Origin of the sequence: Vibrio sp. L5-1 (assembly GCF_021728315.1) — a bacterium.
Lineage (GTDB): Bacteria > Pseudomonadota > Gammaproteobacteria > Enterobacterales > Vibrionaceae > Vibrio > Vibrio splendidus_K.
In genome coordinates this window covers 344,164-362,139 of record NZ_JAKKCQ010000003.1, presented here as the reverse complement: position 1 = coordinate 362,139, position 17,976 = coordinate 344,164, and the positions used below count along the sequence as shown (strand labels likewise).

Here is a 17,976-nt window from a genome sequence, read left to right as displayed (position 1 = left end):
CACTATACGAAACGTCAGATTGAGCAAAAAACCCGTCATCTATTCACTTTTTTTTCACACCTAAACTCTAATTACGGTACTATCTTGGTTCATAATTTAAGAGTAACTGCTCCATGAAATACCTGCGTTGTTTACCCCTGCTCCTTCTCTCTTTTTCATCTTTAGCATCTGAGCGTTCTACGCTAACTTTCGCTTTAGATAATGATGGTATTTTTGGTGTCGACCAAGACTATACCAACGGCTTATTTCTGGGTTACACATCGTCAAGTATTACGCCATACAATTGGGTGAAACCATTGAGTCTCTCTTACTGGGGCGCAAGCTCTCTAGATAAATGGGAAATCACCATTGGCCACAAGATGTATACGCCTTCTGATATTGAGTTAGAAACGCCATCGGCTAATGACCGCCCATACGCAGGTTACCTACATACAGAATTCAACTACATCAGTTTGAACCCACAACAAGCCCAACGTTTTAACATTACCTTCGGTACAACAGGCGAACGTGCACTGTCTGAAGATGCTCAAAAGTTGGTTCACTCGATCACAAAATCAGATGAGCCTATGGGTTGGGAATATCAGGTTGACGATGAGTGGGCGGGGAGCGTTGGTTACTTAAGCCATTTCAACCTAATGCGTAATCAAGCACTAGCAAATACAGACTTCGAGATCTCTAACATTTCAGAAATTAATGTGGGTAACTTTAGAAGTGATATCCAAACGGGCTTCATGTTCCGTTGGGGTACCGACTTAGGTGGTAACTTTGGCGCGGCTAACATCAGCACTGAAAACCCATTTAAAGCTGGCATGATTGGCGCATCCAATACGGGTTGGTTTACCTATGCTGGCCTCGAAGGGCGTTACCGATTTAACGACCTCACTATCGAAGGTGATCGCTCTGGTGTTGACGAATACGCAAATAAAAACAGCGAAAACCCTGCGATCTACGATGTGACATTAGAGAACATCCAAGCGACAGCCGTACTGGGTTTTGCTTGGTATAACCAATACGTTGGTGCCTCTTTCGCGCTAACGGCCAAAACGCCTGATTACAAAGAAGCGAAAGAATCGATTTATACCACTGGTGGCATAACTATGTTTGCTTTCTTCTAGCCACCAGTAAGGGCTTTCGTCCTTTACTTTTCCAGTTTAATAAAGGCAATCATCTTCACCGGTGATTGCCTTTATTTTTAAAGGCCTCGTTACCATTTGACCCTATTTTATGTACCGTTTTTGTAATAAAATACACGATATAAATTCCTCTACGAGAATAGCTCATGTCTACAACTGGTCGCATTCACTCATTCGAATCTTGTGGTACTGTCGATGGCCCTGGTATCCGCTTCATTGTGTTTCTTCAAGGCTGCTTAATGCGTTGTATGTACTGCCATAACCGCGATACATGGGATCTTCATGACGGAAAGGAAGTAACGGTCGAAGAGATCATCAACGAAGCAAAATCATACCGTCATTTCATGAAAGCCTCTGGTGGTGGTATCACCTGTTCTGGTGGTGAAGCGATGCTACAACCTGAGTTTGTTCGTGACTTTTTCCAAGCGGCGCAAGCTGAAGGCATTCACACTTGTCTTGATACTAATGGCTACATTCGTAAGCACACTGAAGTGGTCGATGAAGTACTAGAAGCCTCTGATCTAGTGATGCTGGATCTTAAACATATGCGAGATGAGATACACCACGATTTCATTGGCGTATCAAACAGACGTACTCTGGATTTTGCACGCTACCTGCACAAGATTGGCAAGAAAACTTGGATTCGTTACGTGATTGTTCCTGGCTACACGGATACGCCTGAAGATGCTCATCTTCTTGGTGAATTCATTAAAGACATGGATAACATCGAGAAAATAGAACTGCTTCCATACCATAAGCTTGGTGCTCATAAATGGGAAGCGCTTGGTTATGACTACCCTCTTGAAGGTACAAATCCGCCAAGCAAAGAGAAAATGGACGAAATTGTTGCTGTTCTAAGCCAGTACCATTCAAACGTAAAATACTAATCTAGACTTTTACGTTCATAGTGTTTTTAAACGCCTCAATTTCGATTGGGGCGTTTTCTTTTGTGGCTCAAACTATCCTTTCACTTTTCTTTACAACTTTTGTTTATCAATTCAAAAAATCATATTAAATCCGTGTTGAGATCATGTTTCCACGCGTAGGAATGCTGTTACTCTTACTGCAACAAAAGAATATAACATTTAGTTTTTTAGTGAGGCTCCTCCCATGGAAATGACCAATGCTCAGCGTCTAATTCTATCAAATCAATACTACCTAATGTCTCAAATGGATCCTGAGAACTCCGCTAAATACCAACGTCTACAAACGATTGTAGAGCGTGGTTACGAACTTCAAATGCGTGAACTTAATAAAGAATTTGGCTGTTTGACTGAAGCAGAATGTCGCGAAGTTATCGACATCATGGAGATGTACCATGCCATGCAAGAGTCGAATAAAATGCTTGCAGAACAAGAACGAGCTGAAGTAGACCAACGTCGCCTACAGTTCCTAGGTTTTGATATCGCTTCTGAAGCTCAGAGCGTACATTACGTGCGTTTCCTTGTTGATTCTGAAGGTCTTTACCCTCAATTCGACAAAGCAGATCACCACTTTAATAGCCAAATGCCAATGCTAGAGAAGTACCGTCGCATGCTAACAACATGGCGCAACTGCCCTCGTCAGTATCACCTATGTGCAACAGAGCTATCTCAAATCTTTAGTGCTTAATACATTTATTGATCAGCTCTAACTTTTAAAAAGTTTCAAAAAAGGGTTACTCATCATGAGTAACCCTTTTTTAATGTTCGCATACAAACAGAAAACGGGACTTATGAAGCAATGTGGATGAAAAGTGTACTTCAGATACAGAAAACGCAAATGAATCATAAAGATAAGATATTAAATGTTGAACCATTTCCAATTAATTTCTCTGATATCGCCCATAAACCAACGAACACAAACCTAGTATTTATAACCAATTAAGTCATTCATCTTTATTAATTCCACTTCGAAACATTTAATACAAATTAAAAACCACCGTTCGATTTTGAACGGTGTTTTTTATTTTAAATAAGATAGCTAGAATGCTCCCCGAAATTTATTAACCAGAGCGATAAACAAAATGAGAAAATTCATCCTTGCATCACTAGCTATCATGTCTACTTCAGCTTTCGCAGCTAACGAAATGTACGTACTTGGCGGCGTTGGCATTAACGAAGACGACACAGGCGCACAATTCACTGTTGGTTCACAAGTTCTTGATACAAACTTTTATTTAGAATCAACCATGAATTACATCGATTCAGATATCAGCGATGTTACTTCAGACGTAAACGGCGACCTAACTAAGCACAAGGGCGATTACCAACACTTCAAAATGTCTCTAGCGCCAATGTATAAATATAGTTTCGATGAATCTTTTGCTATCTACGGTAAAGTTGGTCTTGCTTACTCAAACTTTAATTCTAAATCAACGATCACTGATAAAGATGGCTCAGTGAATAACAAGCATTCAAATAGTGAATGGGGGGCAACTTACGGCATCGGTGCTGAATTTAAGTCAGTGCAACCAATGTTTGGTAACTCGAAGTTTATGGCACGTGTTGGTTTTGATTGGTACGACTTCAGCTCAGGTGGTCTAAATCTAGGCAGTGACGGCACTCTAGGTCTACAGGCCGGTTTCACTTTCTAAGGTATGAAGTAGAAAGATTTTACATTAATTGAGCTGATCATAGTTATTGCTATTCTTGGTATCTTAGCGTTAACCGCTGCCCCAAGTTTTTAAACCACTGGGTGAAGAGTTTGGTAGTACGTTGATTTGTAAAAAAGTCACTGGTGGGTGATAAATCTAGCCATGCCATGTCTTTCCTTTCCTTTCCTTGATTTGATTTGATTTGATTTGATTTGATTTGATTACTGTAATAATCGGTCGGTACTTCGCATAAATAAAAAGGGTTACTCATCATGAGTAACTCTTTTTTAATGTCCGCATTTAGAGAGAGAAACCAAAGCAACTAGAAGACGTAAGCAACCCCGACGTTTGCGGCCATGTTGATGCCACTTTCAAGTATTGGGCTGTTCTCAATATCACCTTCAAGGTTGGTATAACGAACGCCACCAGTGACCCGGATATTTGGCGTCACATGCAAGTAACCACCTAAACCAATAAAGTACTGACCATCCCAGTCTGCATCGAACTCATTTAAATTAGTTCTCGACGCTTCTGCTGAACTCACCCCGTATAAGTGGTTATTCAAGCGCTCACTGTTATAAGCATAACCAATAGAGGGTGTAATCGCCCACCCATTGCGACGAATCGGTAAACGCCATGCAGCTTCCGCATAGATACCATTATGCCTAAACCCTAAGTCAGAGCCTGCTGTCGCTTCAAACATCCCGACCAAGGTGATCACTTGGTAGCTAATGCCACCTAATACTGATGCTTTACGTTCATCTAACTTTTGAATATCAACGTTATCAGAATCACCCGGCTTCAATGTCCTCGAATCATAAACCGCTCGAAACACGATATTCTGTGGTGAGCCCGCAGGAAGTAAGCGATAACCCGCACTGAATCCACGCATGAAAAAGTGCTCACCTTCATAACCAATCATAGGGATCACAGCACGGTTTGACGGTGTATCTTTATAGACAGCAGGAGAATAAGAAGCGGCAACGCCCAGTGACCACTGTGAGATTTTTGCATGTGTTGCTGTCGAAGCCAGTAACGCAACACTGATAGCCACTATTTTTAACCCATAATTCTTCACTACATCTACCTATTTATTGAGCAATTTTTGATAACGCTGCGCATTATATGGTACTTCATTCCAGCAAATCAATAGAACTCAGTTATACATCTAATACACATAAATCCAGTGTGAGTATTATTAAGCGACCTAAAATCACAAAACAAACGGCTAGATCCCCTCGAATGTAAAATAATTGGATTCTACACGCCTCAAGTTGCCTATTGCGCTCGCTAGGTTTTTCACACGCAAAATTGTAAATAAATACATAATTGTTAAGCAAAATTGTGCAAGCGGGTCTAACCTTAAAATGTAGGGAGAGCCTATTTTTCAATCGCTCATCAGTTTTGACTGGTTAACAAGGGGAATGTGACTATGAGTATTTTTGACCACTATCAATCACGTTATGAAGCAGCCAAGGAAGAAGAGCTCACATTGCAAGAGTTCTTAGGGCTGTGTAAAGACGATAAAAGTGCTTACGCTAACGCTGCTGAGCGCTTACTACTGGCCATCGGCGAACCGGAGGTTATAGACACCGCTCAAGACCCCCATCTAAGTCGTATTTTCTCGAACCGTGTCATCTCACGCTACAGCGAATTTAAAGATTTCTACGGCATGGAAGATGCGATTGAACAGATTGTTTCTTACCTAAAACACGCTGCACAAGGCTTAGAAGAACGGAAGCAAATCCTTTACCTGCTTGGCCCTGTGGGCGGTGGTAAATCTTCCCTTGCTGAAAAACTCAAAGCACTGATGCAAAAGCTACCAATCTATGTGCTGTCTGCAGATGGTGAACGAAGCCCTGTGAATGATCACCCCTTCTGTCTATTCGACGTAAACGAAGATGGCGACCTTTTGAAACAAGAGTACGGAATAGAGAAACGTTACATACGCTCTATCATGTCTCCTTGGGCAGCGAAACGCCTCCATGATTTCGGTGGTGATATCTCTAGATTTAAAGTCATCAAACTACGCCCTTCGATTCTCGACCAAGTTGCGATCGCGAAGACAGAACCTGGTGATGAAAACAACCAAGATATCTCTTCACTTGTAGGTAAAGTCGATATTCGTAAACTTGAGCACTTTTCTCAAGATGACCCTGATGCCTACAGTTACTCTGGTGCGCTGTGTAAAGCCAACCAAGGTGTAATGGAATTCGTGGAGATGTTCAAGGCGCCAATCAAAGTCTTGCACCCACTTCTAACGGCAACGCAAGAAGGTAACTTCAACGGTACTGAAGGACTTTCTGCACTGCCGTTTGACGGTATGATTCTAGCTCACTCAAATGAATCCGAGTGGCAGACCTTCCGTAACAACAAAAACAACGAAGCCTTCCTCGACCGTGTGTACATTGTAAAAGTCCCGTACTGTCTGCGCGTCTCTGAAGAAGTTAAGATCTACCAAAAACTGCTTGAGCACAGTGAGCTATCCAAAGCCCCTTGTTCGCCAAGCACACTCGATCTGCTATCGCAATTCAGCATCCTATCGAGACTGAAAGAGCCTGAAAACTCTTCTCTGTTCTCAAAAATGCGGGTTTACGATGGTGAGACTCTAAAAGACACCGATCCAAAAGCGAAGAGTTACCAAGAGTACCGAGACTACGCAGGTGTTGACGAAGGCATGTCTGGGCTATCAACGCGTTTCGCCTTTAAGATCCTGTCTCGTGTATTTAACTTCGACCAAGCCGAAGTGGCGGCAAACCCGGTTCACTTGTTCTACGTGATTGAACAACAAATCGAACGTGAGCAGTTCCCTCAAGAGACCGCTGAGAAGTATCTTGAGTTCTTGAAAGGATACCTAGTACCGCGTTACGTAGAATTCATTGGTAAAGAAATTCAAACCGCTTACCTAGAGTCTTACTCTGAGTACGGACAGAATATCTTCGACCGCTATGTCACCTACGCGGACTTCTGGATTCAAGACCAAGAGTACCGCGATCCAGAAACAGGACAGCTATTTGACCGTGCTTCTCTGAATGGTGAACTTGAGAAAATCGAGAAAACAGCCGGTATCAGTAATCCTAAGGACTTCCGAAATGAGATTGTGAATTTTGTGCTTCGTGCCAAAGCCAACAATAACGGTCAAAACCCAGTTTGGACGAGCTACGAGAAACTGCGCACTGTAATTGAGAAGAAAATGTTCTCTAACACTGAAGAGCTGCTTCCTGTTATTTCGTTCAATGCTAAGACCTCAACGGATGATCAGAAAAAACACGACGACTTCGTTGCTCGTATGATGGAAAAAGGCTACACCGAGAAACAAGTGAGACTGCTATCCGAGTGGTACCTAAGAGTTCGTAAATCCTCATAACCAAACTGTATTGAGCTGCTCAACTGAGCAGCTCGTACAAACCAATAACTTTATACCCTAATAAACGAATAGCTCTAATAAACCAATAACTCTTACAACCTATAAAAAGTAGGATCGCGACATCAGCTGAGAGGGAGTTCTTATGGCACAATTTATCGATCGGAGGCTCAATGGCAAGAATAAGAGTGCTGTGAATAGACAGCGTTTCTTACGACGTCATAAAGAGCAAATCAAAGAATCTGTGGCCGATGCAGTCAACCGACGCTCAATCACCAATACTGAAACCGGTGAAGACGTCACTATTCCCCATAAAGACATCAAAGAGCCAAGCTTTCACCAAGGTCAAGGCGGCGTAAGAGAACGCGTTCACCCAGGTAATGACCAGTTCATCACGGGCGATAAAATTGAACGTCCTAAAGGTGGCGGTCAAGGTGGTGGCGCAGGCCAGGGTGACGCAAGCCCTGATGGCGAAGGCCAAGATGAATTTACATTCCAAATTTCAAAAGATGAATATCTTGATATTCTCTTTGAAGATTTAGCTCTTCCTAATCTAGAGAAGAATCAGGTCAACAAAATCACCGAATGGAAGACACATCGCTCTGGTTATCAAAGTGCGGGGATTCCTTCCAACATCGCTATCGTTCGTTCACTGCAGCAATCTCTGGCTCGTCGAACCGCGATGACAGCAGGTAAAAAGCGCGAGCTTAACCTACTGATGGAGCAGCTTGACCAAGTTAAAATGACGGAACCAGCACAACCCTTTGAAGAAAGTCGTTTAAAAGAACAGATTGCCGAGTTACGTAAAAAAATTGAAAGCGTGCCATTTATTGACACCTTCGACCTGCGTTTTAAAAACTACGAGAAGCGCCCTATTCCATCTAGCCAAGCCGTTATGTTCTGCCTAATGGATGTATCTGGCTCAATGGATCAAGTCACGAAAGACATTGCGAAGCGCTTTTATGTCCTTCTGTATCTGTTCCTAAACCGCACCTACGAAAACGTCGATGTTGTGTTTATTCGTCACCATACTCAGGCTAAAGAAGTCGACGAACATGAGTTTTTCTACTCACAAGAAACAGGTGGCACCATCGTTTCTAGTGCACTGAAACTAATGAAAGAAATTGTCGCAGACCGCTATCCTGCAAATGAGTGGAACATCTATGCAGCACAAGCCTCTGATGGCGATAACTGGGCTGATGACTCTCCTCGTTGTAAAGAGCTATTAGTCAATACACTTCTGCCAACTTGCCAATATTACTCTTACATCGAAATAACACGCCGCTCTCATCAAACACTTTGGCACGAATACGAAAAACTCGAGAGTAGCTTTGACAACTTCGCCATGAAGAACATTAAAACGGTGGATGATATTTTTCCTGTGTTTAGAGAACTGTTCCAGAAAGAGACAGCGTAAGGGGGCTTGCCATGACAGCGAAATCAAACGTTGCAGAGAAATCAAACATTGCAGATAGAGATAAAGCGACACAGAAGAGAAACGACAAGATGCTGCCTGATGGTCCAGATTGGACATTCAACCTCTTGGAACAATATCACGTAGAAATCAAGCGTGTGGCGCAGCATTACCGTTTAGATACTTACCAGAACCAAATTGAAGTGATTACTTCTGAGCAGATGATGGATGCTTACTCGAGCATCGGTATGCCGATCAATTACAATCACTGGTCATTTGGCAAAAAATTCATTCAAACCGAGCAAAACTACAAGCATGGTCAGATGGGATTAGCGTACGAAATCGTGATCAATTCAGATCCTTGTATCGCATACCTGATGGAAGAGAACACGGTCACGATGCAGGCGCTCGTAATGGCTCATGCTTGTTACGGCCATAACTCTTTCTTTAAGGGCAACTACCTGTTCCAAACCTGGACCGATGCCAGTTCCATTATCGACTACCTATTATTCGCTAAAAAATACATTACTGATTGTGAAGAAAAATACGGTGTTGCCGAAGTCGAACAACTTCTCGACTCTTGTCATGCCCTCATGAATTACGGCGTAGACAGATACAAACGCCCTGAGAAGATTTCCATAGCTGAAGAGACAGCAAGGCAAGAAGAACGTGAAGCGTATCTGCAATCTCAAGTCAATGAGCTGTGGAGAACTGTGCCTAAAAATCAAGACAAGGAAAAAGAGACCAAAATCCGCTTTCCTAGCGAACCTCAAGAAAACATTCTCTACTTTATCGAGAAGAACGCACCACTACTTGAACCTTGGCAGCGTGAGTGTGTTCGCATCGTTCGCAAGGTGAGCCAATACTTCTACCCTCAAAAGCAAACTCAAGTAATGAACGAAGGCTGGGCAACCTTCTGGCACTACACCATTCTTAACCACCTTTACGACGAAGGTTTGGTGAGTGACAAGTTCATCTTAGAATTCCTACACAGCCACACCAGCGTGGTCGCACAGCCCGCCTACAACAGCCCTTATTTCAGCGGGATAAACCCTTATGCGCTTGGCTTTGCGATGTTTAGAGACATCCGACGCATCTGTGAAGAACCAACCGATGAAGACAAAGAGTGGTTCCCTGAGTTAGCCGGAAGTGATTGGTTAGAAGCGGTGCACTTTGCGATGCACAATTTCAAAGATGAAAGCTTCATCAGCCAATACCTTTCACCAAAGATCATTCGAGACTTTAAACTGTTCTCTGTGCTCGACGACGATCGCAAAAACACCATTGAGATAAGTGCTATTCACGATGACCCAGGCTATCGCTTGATTCGTGAAAAGCTTGCGGCGCAATACAACCTAAGTAACCTTGAGCCGAATATTCAGGTGTTTAACGTCGATGTTCGTGGTGATCGCTCGATGACACTACAATATGTGCCTCACGGTCGTATCCCGCTTGATAAAGGCTACGACGAAGTGATGAAACATCTCTATCGCTTATGGGGCTTTGATGTGATTTTGGAAGAGCTCAAAGATACGGGTCATAGAGAGATTCTGACTACTTGTCCAAAACGTAATGATTATGGAGCCAAGATTTAATACCAATCACAGTAAGTAAGTGCTTGGTATAAAACTCCGCTCCCCCTACAACATAGTGGTCACCCGCTCGGAAGTGGAGCAATAAAAAAGCGCATAAGTCTGATGACTTATGCGCTTTCTTTTTAAGGCTTAAACGTCTTTAAATGACAACCTAGAACTAAATAAGCTTAAACAATCGGCTTTTGGCCGCGTTCAATCAGCTTCATCAACACGCTATCAGCAGATTTACCTGCAACGCTTGCTAACTTGTCCGAAAGCTTTTTCTTCTGTACGTAGTGAATCGCTAGAACTGTCTTGTCTTTGCATGCTTCTACAACTAGGTCATCAGAAGTACGGATCTCATCCACCAGCCCAAGTTCATGTGCTTGTGTACCAAACCAGTGTTCACCCGTTGCTACTTTTTCAAGATCGAGTGCTGGACGATGGTCACGGATGAAGTCTTTGAATAGGCCATGTGTCTCTTCGAGCTCTTCTTTAAACTTCTCGCGTGCTTTATCGCTGTTCTCACCAAACATAGTAAGTGTGCGTTTGTACTCACCCGCCGTTAGCTGTTCGAACTCAATATCATGCTTTTTAAGCAATTTATTGAAGTTTGGCAATTGAGCAATAACACCAATAGAGCCAACAATAGCAAAAGGTGCAGATACAATTTTGTCTGCAATACATGCCATCATGTAACCACCACTCGCGGCTACTTTGTCTACCGAGATAGTCAGAGGCAAACCTACTGCTTTGATACGGTCGAGTTGAGAAGACGCCAAACCATAGCCGTGAACCATGCCACCGCCAGACTCAAGCTTAAGCAAGACTTCATCACCTTCACGAGCCACAGACAGAACCGCCGTTACCTCTTCACGTAATGAAGCCACTTCTTTCGCATCAATGCTGCCATTAAAGTCGAGAACGAATAGGTGTGGTTCACGCTTGCTATCAAGCTCACCCTCTTTCGCTGCTTTCTTCACTTCTTTGCCACGTGATTTTACTTTTTCTTTTTCCGCTTTCTTTTCTGCTTTATCACGTGCTTTGATGAAAGCATCATCATGCAAATGGTGCTCTAGTTGTTCAATCGTTTGTTTGTGGTGTTCAGATAGGTTCGTGATTTCCAGCTCACCTTTAATCGCGCTTGATTTTCCACCCACCGATTTAGCAATCACTAAAATTGCAATGATGGCGATTACAACGGTCGCAATCTTGGCTAAAAACAAGCCGTAGTCCAACAAAAATTCCAATGTCATATCCCCTATTGTATGAATTAGTGTATTGTAACCATCTTGTCACGATTACCAAGAATTTCTCATCATTCCTGCGGTTATCTGTGTGATTAAACATCAATGGAATGACGAACATAATAAAAGAAAGAAGGATAAGCACAGTGGATTACCCAATCTCTACAGATGCCCTCAAAGATAAAGTAATTTTGGTTACAGGTGCCGGTGCTGGCATTGGTCGCCAAGCCGCACTAAGCTTCGCTCAACATGGTGCAACTGTCATTCTGTTAGGCCGCAATGTTAAAAACCTTGAATTCATTTACGATGAAATCGAAAGTGCTGGTTACCCTCAGGCTGCGATCATTCCGCTAGACCTCAAAGGAGCAACAAAGCAGAACTACATTGATATGGCTGAAACCATTGAATCACAGTTCGGTCGTTTAGACGGCCTACTGCATAACGCAGGTGTGCTTGGCACGTTAAGTCCATTTGATCAAATCGATGAAGAAACGTTTGATGGCGTTATGCAAATCAACGTTAAAGCTGAATTTCTAATGACTCAAGCATTACTGCCTGTCATTAAGAAAGCTGAAGCGGGTCGTATTGTCTTTACCTCTTCAACGGTTGGTCACTCTGGCCGTGCGTTCTGGGGCACTTACGCGATTTCTAAGTTTGCTACCGAAGGCATGATGCAAATCCTAGCGGACGAACTTGAAGACACCAACATCCGTGTAAACGCGATCAATCCTGGCGGCACTCAAACACGCATGCGTGCAAAAGCGTACCCAGGTGAAGATGCGAACAAGCTGAAAACGCCACTCGACATCATCCCGCTGTACCTACACTTAATGAACCCAAGTGTGACAGACATTAATGGCCAATGTATCGATGCTCAACCTAAGTAACTGATATCATTAACCAACAGTAAGAAGCCGCTTCCATAGCGGCTTTTTTTGCATCTAAATCAATCATCTAATATTTAGTTCATCTGATTTTCGTCATTTTTCTTTGCATCTTTTTCATTGTCAAATATACTGTATAAATATACAGGTATTTAATTATGCATGAACTAATAAAAAACTTACAAGACCGCCAGCTAATCTGGACAGGGTTACAATCAACAGCGCAAGGAAGCACTACTTCAACCGGCTATTCTCAATTGGATAAACAGCTTGATGGTGGCTTTCCGACACATGGTGTTATTGAGGTTGAATCGCAACAAGGGATCGGCGAACTTCGCCTACTTACGCCCTATTTAGCTCAACAAAACTCACAAAAATTGGCCATCTTCATTAACCCACCGGGGAAGATCTGTGCTGAGTTTTTTAGCAGCCAAGGTATTGAACTAGAAAACATCCTCGTTATCCAACCTCAGCGCGATCTCGATGCATTGTGGGCAGCAGAGCAGTGCCTTAAAAGCGGCGCCTGTCACTCGGTATTGCTATGGGGAGCCGATCTAGAGATACACCAAACCAAGCGCCTGCAAGCAGCAAGCGAAACCGGTAAGTGTCTGCAATTTCACTTTAAGGCCACCAGCCATAATCAGTTATCCCTACCCGTTTCTCTAAGCATGAAGCTATCTTCTCACGCCCAAGGGTTAAAGGTTGAGGTCACAAAAAGGAAAGGCAGTTGGTCGTATGGCAGCTTTATTCTAGACATGAGCCAAAATTGGCCGTTACTCACTGAAAAAATCACCCTTCAAGACAGTTCACATAGTGCTTTATCAAATAACACCGTGCTGGCTTTCCCTATTGCGAAACAAGGCTAGCGTATGTTGTGGCTTTATCTGCACTTTCCATCTCTGCAGTTAGATACCTTGTTTAATTCTGAGCTATCTAACTCCGAGAAAGTTCACTCTAATGAAGAGTCACACGAGCAACCTATTATCATCGTGGATGAAAAAGATCACCGTGTGCTGCAAGCTAACCAAGCTGCTCTGCAATCGGGAATTTCACTTGGTATGGGGCTAGGGTCTGCGGCGGCGCTTTGCCATAACTTACACGTCCACCCTTACAGTATTGAGCTAGAAAAAAGCAAGCTCAAAGAGATCGCTCAATGGGCGTATTTGGTCACTTCTGACATGGCTTTACTACCACCGAATGGTTTGTTGATTAAAGCTTCTAATATGCTGTCACTTTACGATGGGTTAGATAACTACTGGCATGAGCTCAAAAGCCACTTAGAAACGCTCAATATCCAGTTCAGCTTCGCGACGGGTTACTCACCACTTTCTGCGATCCTTTTGGGCAAGCAATCCATCAACCAAGTCACTAATAATGTTGAGCAAATGAAAGCATGGGTCAATCAACAAGCATTGAGTTCTAGTGAGTTGCCAACTAAGCAAGTGGAGCGTCTGAACCGCGTCGGCATTAACTTAGTGGATGACCTATTGAAACTTCCTTTGCAAGAGGTCGCACGTCGCTTTGATATCGATTTGGTGAATTATGTCGGTCGCCTTAACGGCCAGTTCAAGCACCCGATTGATTTCTATCATCCACCAGAGAATTTCCAGAAATATTTGGAGCTGTTGTTTGATATTGAAAACATCCTGTTTATCGAAAAGCCGTTACTGAAATTATTAAATCAACTCGAGTGTTTTTTGAAGCTACGCGACCGAGTGGCTTTCGAGTTAACGCTGACTTTGCACCTGAGAGATAAAGACGACCACCCTGTCTCTTTCTATTCAGCACAAGGCGATTACCTTGCTGCAAAGTGGGCGAACCTGACTCATCTAACCTTAGAATCACTGAAGATCACGGCACCGGTTCAGGGGCTGACCCTTTCCGTAATTCGTCATGGAGAACCGCAAATGGCCTACCGTGATCTTTTTGATGGCAATACAGGAACACTTGCCGCGTTAGATTTGCTCTCATTACTGCAAGCTAAGTTAGGGCAAGCCTGCATTCAAACACCGAAAATACAGCACGACCCAAGGCCAGAAAAAGCCAATCAGTACTCGCTTCCAACACTGAATAAGTCTATGGCAAAGAGGCAAACACCCCCAGAGTTCGAGCAACAAACAGCGACTCTCAACATCAACCAACAACGACTCAGGCCCAGTATTTTATTGCCAGAGCCCGAAGCCCTAACCGAAAACGTCACCTTATCTCAAGGCCCTGAGCGTATTGTGTCTGGCTGGTGGGATGGCGAGAAAATCATTCGTGACTACTTTATTGCTCACAGCGAAAACGGTCGGTGGCTATGGATCTTTAGAACGCCAGATAAGCAGTGGTTTTTGCACGGCTTATTTAGCTAGCTTGCAAGAAAGTAAGTCAGTAAGAAAGCTAGTCTGTAAGTAAGTCAGTAAGAAAACTTCGTTAGCTCGTCCGTTCTACTTATTAAATTTCAACGTCCCTTTTCAATCAAGCCCACTCGCAATGGTTAAGTGAGATTACGTTATGTCTCAGCAATACTCAGAGCTATTTTGCCAAAGTAATTACTCCTTCCTTGAGGGAGCCTCACACGCAGAAGAGCTTGTTTTACAGGCCGACTTCTTGCGTTACAAAGCACTCGCTATCACTGATGAGTGCTCTGTGGCGGGCATCGTTAAGGTTCACTCTGCGATCAAGCAACATAAACTGTCGCTCAAGCAAATTGTCGGGAGCCTATTTTGGTTAAATGAAGAGTGCCAAGTTGTCTTGTTATGTCCAAACAGACAAGCCTACGCCGAGCTGTGTCGTATTATTACCAATGCGAGACGTCGTAGCAGCAAAGGACATTATCAACTCTCTGAATGGGATATCATGTCGGCTAAGCACTGCTTTATTCTTTGGCTTCCTCAACAGAAAAATGAAGATGCGCATTGGGGGCAATGGCTTTCTCAACACCACTCCGGTCGATTGTGGATTGGCTTACAACGACACCTAAAGCAAACCGACCAGCAGTACACGGATTACTGTGTTGAGCTGTCACAACACCATCAACTGCCGATTACTGCCTGTGGTGGCGTGCTGATGCACAACGCTAATCGCTTACCCTTGCAGCATTCACTCACTGCGATCAAATACCAACGTCCCATTACTGAAGTGGGCAGTCACTTACTCGCCAATGCCGAGCGTTGTTTACGCAGCATCAATAAGATCTCTCATATATTCAAAGCTGAGTGGCTAGAAGAGAGCAACCGAATCTCTGGGCTATGCGAATTTGATTTAGACAGCTTACGTTACGAATACCCTAGCGAGCTCATTCCTCAAGGCGAAACACCTATGAGTTATTTGCATATGTTAGTCGAGAAAGGGAAACAGGCTCGCTTCCCGCGAGGCGTGCCTAACGACATTCAACAAATCATAGATAAAGAAATGGGGTTGATTGGTGAGCTCAATTACCCTTTCTTTTTTCTCACGATTCACGACATTGTCATGTTTGCCAAAAGCCAAGGTATTCTTTATCAAGGTCGAGGTTCTGCGGCTAATTCCGTGGTCTGTTACTGCCTAGAAATCACCTCTGTCGATCCAAGACAGATCTCAGTGCTATTTGAACGCTTCATCAGTAAAGAGCGCGATGAGCCACCCGATATTGATGTCGACTTTGAACATGAACGCCGTGAAGAAGTCATCCAATACATATATCAAAAATACGGTAGAGAACGGGCTGCACTTGCTGCAACGGTCATCTCTTATCGCTTTAAAAGTGCGGTTAGAGATGTCGGTAAAGCATTGGGACTACAAGAAACTCAACTTGATTACTTCATTAAAAACACCAATCGCAGGGACAAAAGCCTAGGCTGGCAGGCTCAGTTAACTCAATTGGGGCTACAACCTGACTCTTTAAAAGGTCAGCAGTTTATCCATTTGGTCAATGAAATCATCGGTTTTCCACGTCACTTATCTCAACACGTCGGTGGCTTTGTCATATCCTCAGGGCCTTTGTATGAACTGGTTCCTGTCGAGAATGCCGCGATGCACGAACGAACCATAATTCAATGGGATAAGGATGATCTAGAAACCTTAGGCTTGCTGAAAGTCGATGTGCTTGCACTGGGTATGCTCTCTGCGATTCGTAAATGTTTCGACCTGATCCAGTCTATCCATGGACGATCACTGACCATTGCAGAGATCACTCGCCTTAAAGATGATCCTCAAGTTTACGGCATGATTCAACGGGCAGACACGGTCGGGATATTCCAAATTGAGTCACGCGCTCAAATGAGTATGCTGCCAAGGCTTAAACCGAGGGCTTATTACGACTTGGTGATTCAAATCGCTATCGTGCGTCCAGGGCCTATTCAAGGTGATATGGTGCATCCGTTTCTAAAACGCCGAGATGGTATTGAGCCAATCAGCTATCCATCTAAAGATGTGGAATCGGTACTGTCACGCACTTTAGGCGTACCGATATTCCAAGAACAAGTGATTAAGCTCGCGATGGTCGCTGCAGGGTTCACCGGTGGTGAAGCCGATCAGCTCAGACGCGCGATGGCCGCTTGGAAAAAAAATGGCAACGTCTTTAAGTTTAAAAACAAGCTCATCGAAGGGATGCAAAATCGCGGCTATGAGGCAGAGTTTGCCGAACAAATCTTTAAACAAATATGTGGTTTCGGTGAATACGGTTTTCCAGAAAGCCATTCGGCCTCGTTCGCAGTATTAGCGTATTGCTCAGCTTGGTTGAAGTGTTACTACCCAGAATGTTTCTACGCGTCTTTGCTGAATAGCCAACCGATGGGGTTTTATAGCCCATCACAGTTGGTACAAGATGCGCAGCGACACAATATGGTAGTTCTTCCGGTATGTGTGAACGCCTCACAAGACAACCACATAGTCGTTGAACATCAGAATGGTTTAGCGATTCGCTTAGGGCTGCGACAAATCAAAGGATTCAGCGAACATGGAATTCAAAGTGTGCTCGCCAATCGCCCGCAATCCGGTTATCGCCACCCTAGCCAGGTGAAACAGTTATCGATGAATAAAAAAGATATCGAGCTACTGGCATCGGCCAATGCGCTACATAACGTCTCGGGAGACCGCTTCCAGACGCGTTGGGCAATGATGGACTCAGCCTCTGATCTGCCTTTGTTTAACCAAGTCGATAACTATGCAGAAGATGATAATGGCGAGCTCTCATTGCATCAACCCAGTGAGATGCAAGATCTACTCGAAGATTTCACCAGTGTCGGGATTTCATTAAACAAACACCCAATCACTTTGCTCGAAGAAGCCAATCGATTAGGTCGATTCACACACATGAAGGACTTAATACAACAAAGACACAAATCCATGGTCACCGTTGTCGGATTAGTCACGGGTAAACAGTCACCCGGCACCGCAGCTGGTGTCACCTTTGTCACATTGGAAGATGACACAGGTAATATTAATGTTGTGGTCTGGGGAGCCACCGCCCGCGCGCAACAGCAAGCTTATCTCACAGCCAAGGCTTTAAAGGTACAAGGGATATTAGAAAAAGAAGGGGAAGTCGTGCATGTTATCGCGGGTAAGCTCATCGATATTACCGAGGAGATTGTTGGCTTGAACACCAAATCTCGAGATTTTCATTAGCGATTCAAATAGCCCTTTCATAAATGCCAGAAAAGGAAAAGGGAGGCATCAGCCTCCCTTCAATTTAAATCGTTGAGTTATGACTCAACTTCAGCTTCCGTACGTCTTTTCTTAAATTCCCTATACAGTAATAAGCTCAAAGTCATTACGACTTTAGAAGTCAACCATATCATTAAGAGGAACTACCTTAGATTGA

Annotated in this window: 13 protein-coding genes and 1 pseudogene; 12 read left to right on the top strand and 2 right to left on the bottom strand. The window is 43.7% G+C overall.

Annotated elements, in window-relative coordinates:
• Positions 1-113: 113 nt before the first annotated feature.
• From L3V35_RS14075 to L3V35_RS14055, 5 genes and pseudogenes are all read left to right on the top strand, one after another.
• The gene (locus tag L3V35_RS14075) at positions 114-1,115 is read left to right on the top strand and encodes a lipid A deacylase LpxR family protein (protein ID WP_237300101.1); all 1,002 of its coding nucleotides are present in this window, start codon (positions 114-116) and stop codon (positions 1,113-1,115) included.
• A gap of 164 nt (positions 1,116-1,279) precedes the next feature.
• Positions 1,280-2,020 (top strand): pyruvate formate lyase 1-activating protein, encoded by a 741-nt coding sequence (gene pflA / locus L3V35_RS14070; protein ID WP_004736528.1) that lies wholly within the window; start codon positions 1,280-1,282, stop codon positions 2,018-2,020.
• 223 nt (positions 2,021-2,243) lie between these two features.
• Positions 2,244-2,744: a YfbU family protein gene (locus L3V35_RS14065; RefSeq protein WP_054547269.1), complete on the top strand. Its 501-nt coding sequence runs from the start codon at positions 2,244-2,246 to the stop codon at positions 2,742-2,744.
• 394 nt (positions 2,745-3,138) lie between these two features.
• Entirely contained in the window at positions 3,139-3,708 is a 570-nt protein-coding gene (locus L3V35_RS14060) for an outer membrane beta-barrel protein (protein WP_004736526.1), read from the top strand.
• Positions 3,709-3,735: 27 nt separating this feature from the next.
• Positions 3,736-3,798, top strand: a pseudogene (locus L3V35_RS14055) (prepilin-type N-terminal cleavage/methylation domain-containing protein); the annotation flags it as partial.
• Between the two features lie 232 nt (positions 3,799-4,030).
• On the opposite strand, the gene L3V35_RS14050 reads toward L3V35_RS14055, so the two are convergent.
• Complete coding sequence (locus L3V35_RS14050; RefSeq protein ID WP_017078144.1) at positions 4,031-4,786, bottom strand: MipA/OmpV family protein; 756 nt, start codon at positions 4,784-4,786, stop codon at positions 4,031-4,033.
• Between the two features lie 354 nt (positions 4,787-5,140).
• On the opposite strand from L3V35_RS14050, the gene L3V35_RS14045 reads away from it, so the two are divergent.
• The 3 genes from L3V35_RS14045 to L3V35_RS14035 all read left to right on the top strand — a co-directional run bounded on the left by L3V35_RS14045 (position 5,141) and on the right by L3V35_RS14035 (position 10,081).
• Positions 5,141-7,075 carry a PrkA family serine protein kinase gene (locus L3V35_RS14045; protein ID WP_004736581.1) on the top strand — a complete coding sequence of 645 codons (1,935 nt, stop codon included), beginning with the start codon at positions 5,141-5,143 and terminating at the stop codon, positions 7,073-7,075.
• A 142-nt stretch (positions 7,076-7,217) separates the two neighbouring features.
• Positions 7,218-8,489 (top strand): YeaH/YhbH family protein, encoded by a 1,272-nt coding sequence (locus tag L3V35_RS14040; RefSeq protein WP_237300099.1) that lies wholly within the window; start codon positions 7,218-7,220, stop codon positions 8,487-8,489.
• An 11-nt stretch (positions 8,490-8,500) separates the two neighbouring features.
• Positions 8,501-10,081 carry a SpoVR family protein gene (locus L3V35_RS14035; protein WP_017084003.1) on the top strand — a complete coding sequence of 527 codons (1,581 nt, stop codon included), beginning with the start codon at positions 8,501-8,503 and terminating at the stop codon, positions 10,079-10,081.
• A gap of 167 nt (positions 10,082-10,248) precedes the next feature.
• Here L3V35_RS14035 and sohB read toward each other — a convergent pair whose 3' ends face one another.
• Positions 10,249-11,316, bottom strand: coding sequence for a protease SohB (gene sohB, locus L3V35_RS14030; RefSeq protein ID WP_237300097.1), 1,068 nt, complete (start codon positions 11,314-11,316; stop codon positions 10,249-10,251).
• Positions 11,317-11,453: 137 nt separating this feature from the next.
• Between sohB and L3V35_RS14025 the strand changes: the two genes are divergently transcribed.
• The 4 genes from L3V35_RS14025 (at position 11,454) to L3V35_RS14010 (ending at position 17,780) form a co-directional block, all read left to right on the top strand.
• Positions 11,454-12,194: a YciK family oxidoreductase gene (locus L3V35_RS14025; RefSeq protein ID WP_004736577.1), complete on the top strand. Its 741-nt coding sequence runs from the start codon at positions 11,454-11,456 to the stop codon at positions 12,192-12,194.
• A 155-nt stretch (positions 12,195-12,349) separates the two neighbouring features.
• Complete coding sequence (gene imuA / locus L3V35_RS14020) at positions 12,350-13,057, top strand: translesion DNA synthesis-associated protein ImuA (RefSeq protein WP_054547264.1); 708 nt, start codon at positions 12,350-12,352, stop codon at positions 13,055-13,057.
• A 3-nt stretch (positions 13,058-13,060) separates the two neighbouring features.
• Positions 13,061-14,545, top strand: a complete 1,485-nt coding sequence (locus L3V35_RS14015; RefSeq protein WP_054547263.1) for a DNA polymerase Y family protein — start codon at positions 13,061-13,063, stop codon at positions 14,543-14,545.
• A gap of 142 nt (positions 14,546-14,687) precedes the next feature.
• Positions 14,688-17,780 (top strand): error-prone DNA polymerase, encoded by a 3,093-nt coding sequence (locus tag L3V35_RS14010; protein ID WP_054547262.1) that lies wholly within the window; start codon positions 14,688-14,690, stop codon positions 17,778-17,780.
• The last annotated feature ends 196 nt before the right edge of the window (positions 17,781-17,976 follow it).

Excerpts from the sequence above, each read along its gene's own strand:
- L3V35_RS14075 (WP_237300101.1), top strand. The coding sequence starts at position 114 with ATGAAATACCTGCGTTGTTTACCCCTGCTCCTTCTCTCTTTTTCATCT.
- pflA (WP_004736528.1), top strand. The coding sequence starts at position 1,280 with ATGTCTACAACTGGTCGCATTCACTCATTCGAATCTTGTGGTACTGTC.
- L3V35_RS14065 (WP_054547269.1), top strand. The coding sequence starts at position 2,244 with ATGGAAATGACCAATGCTCAGCGTCTAATTCTATCAAATCAATACTAC.
- L3V35_RS14060 (WP_004736526.1), top strand. The coding sequence starts at position 3,139 with ATGAGAAAATTCATCCTTGCATCACTAGCTATCATGTCTACTTCAGCT.
- L3V35_RS14045 (WP_004736581.1), top strand. The coding sequence starts at position 5,141 with ATGAGTATTTTTGACCACTATCAATCACGTTATGAAGCAGCCAAGGAA.
- L3V35_RS14040 (WP_237300099.1), top strand. The coding sequence starts at position 7,218 with ATGGCACAATTTATCGATCGGAGGCTCAATGGCAAGAATAAGAGTGCT.
- L3V35_RS14035 (WP_017084003.1), top strand. The coding sequence starts at position 8,501 with ATGACAGCGAAATCAAACGTTGCAGAGAAATCAAACATTGCAGATAGA.
- sohB (WP_237300097.1), bottom strand. The coding sequence starts at position 11,316 with ATGACATTGGAATTTTTGTTGGACTACGGCTTGTTTTTAGCCAAGATT.
- imuA (WP_054547264.1), top strand. The coding sequence starts at position 12,350 with ATGCATGAACTAATAAAAAACTTACAAGACCGCCAGCTAATCTGGACA.
- L3V35_RS14015 (WP_054547263.1), top strand. The coding sequence starts at position 13,061 with ATGTTGTGGCTTTATCTGCACTTTCCATCTCTGCAGTTAGATACCTTG.
- L3V35_RS14010 (WP_054547262.1), top strand. The coding sequence starts at position 14,688 with ATGTCTCAGCAATACTCAGAGCTATTTTGCCAAAGTAATTACTCCTTC.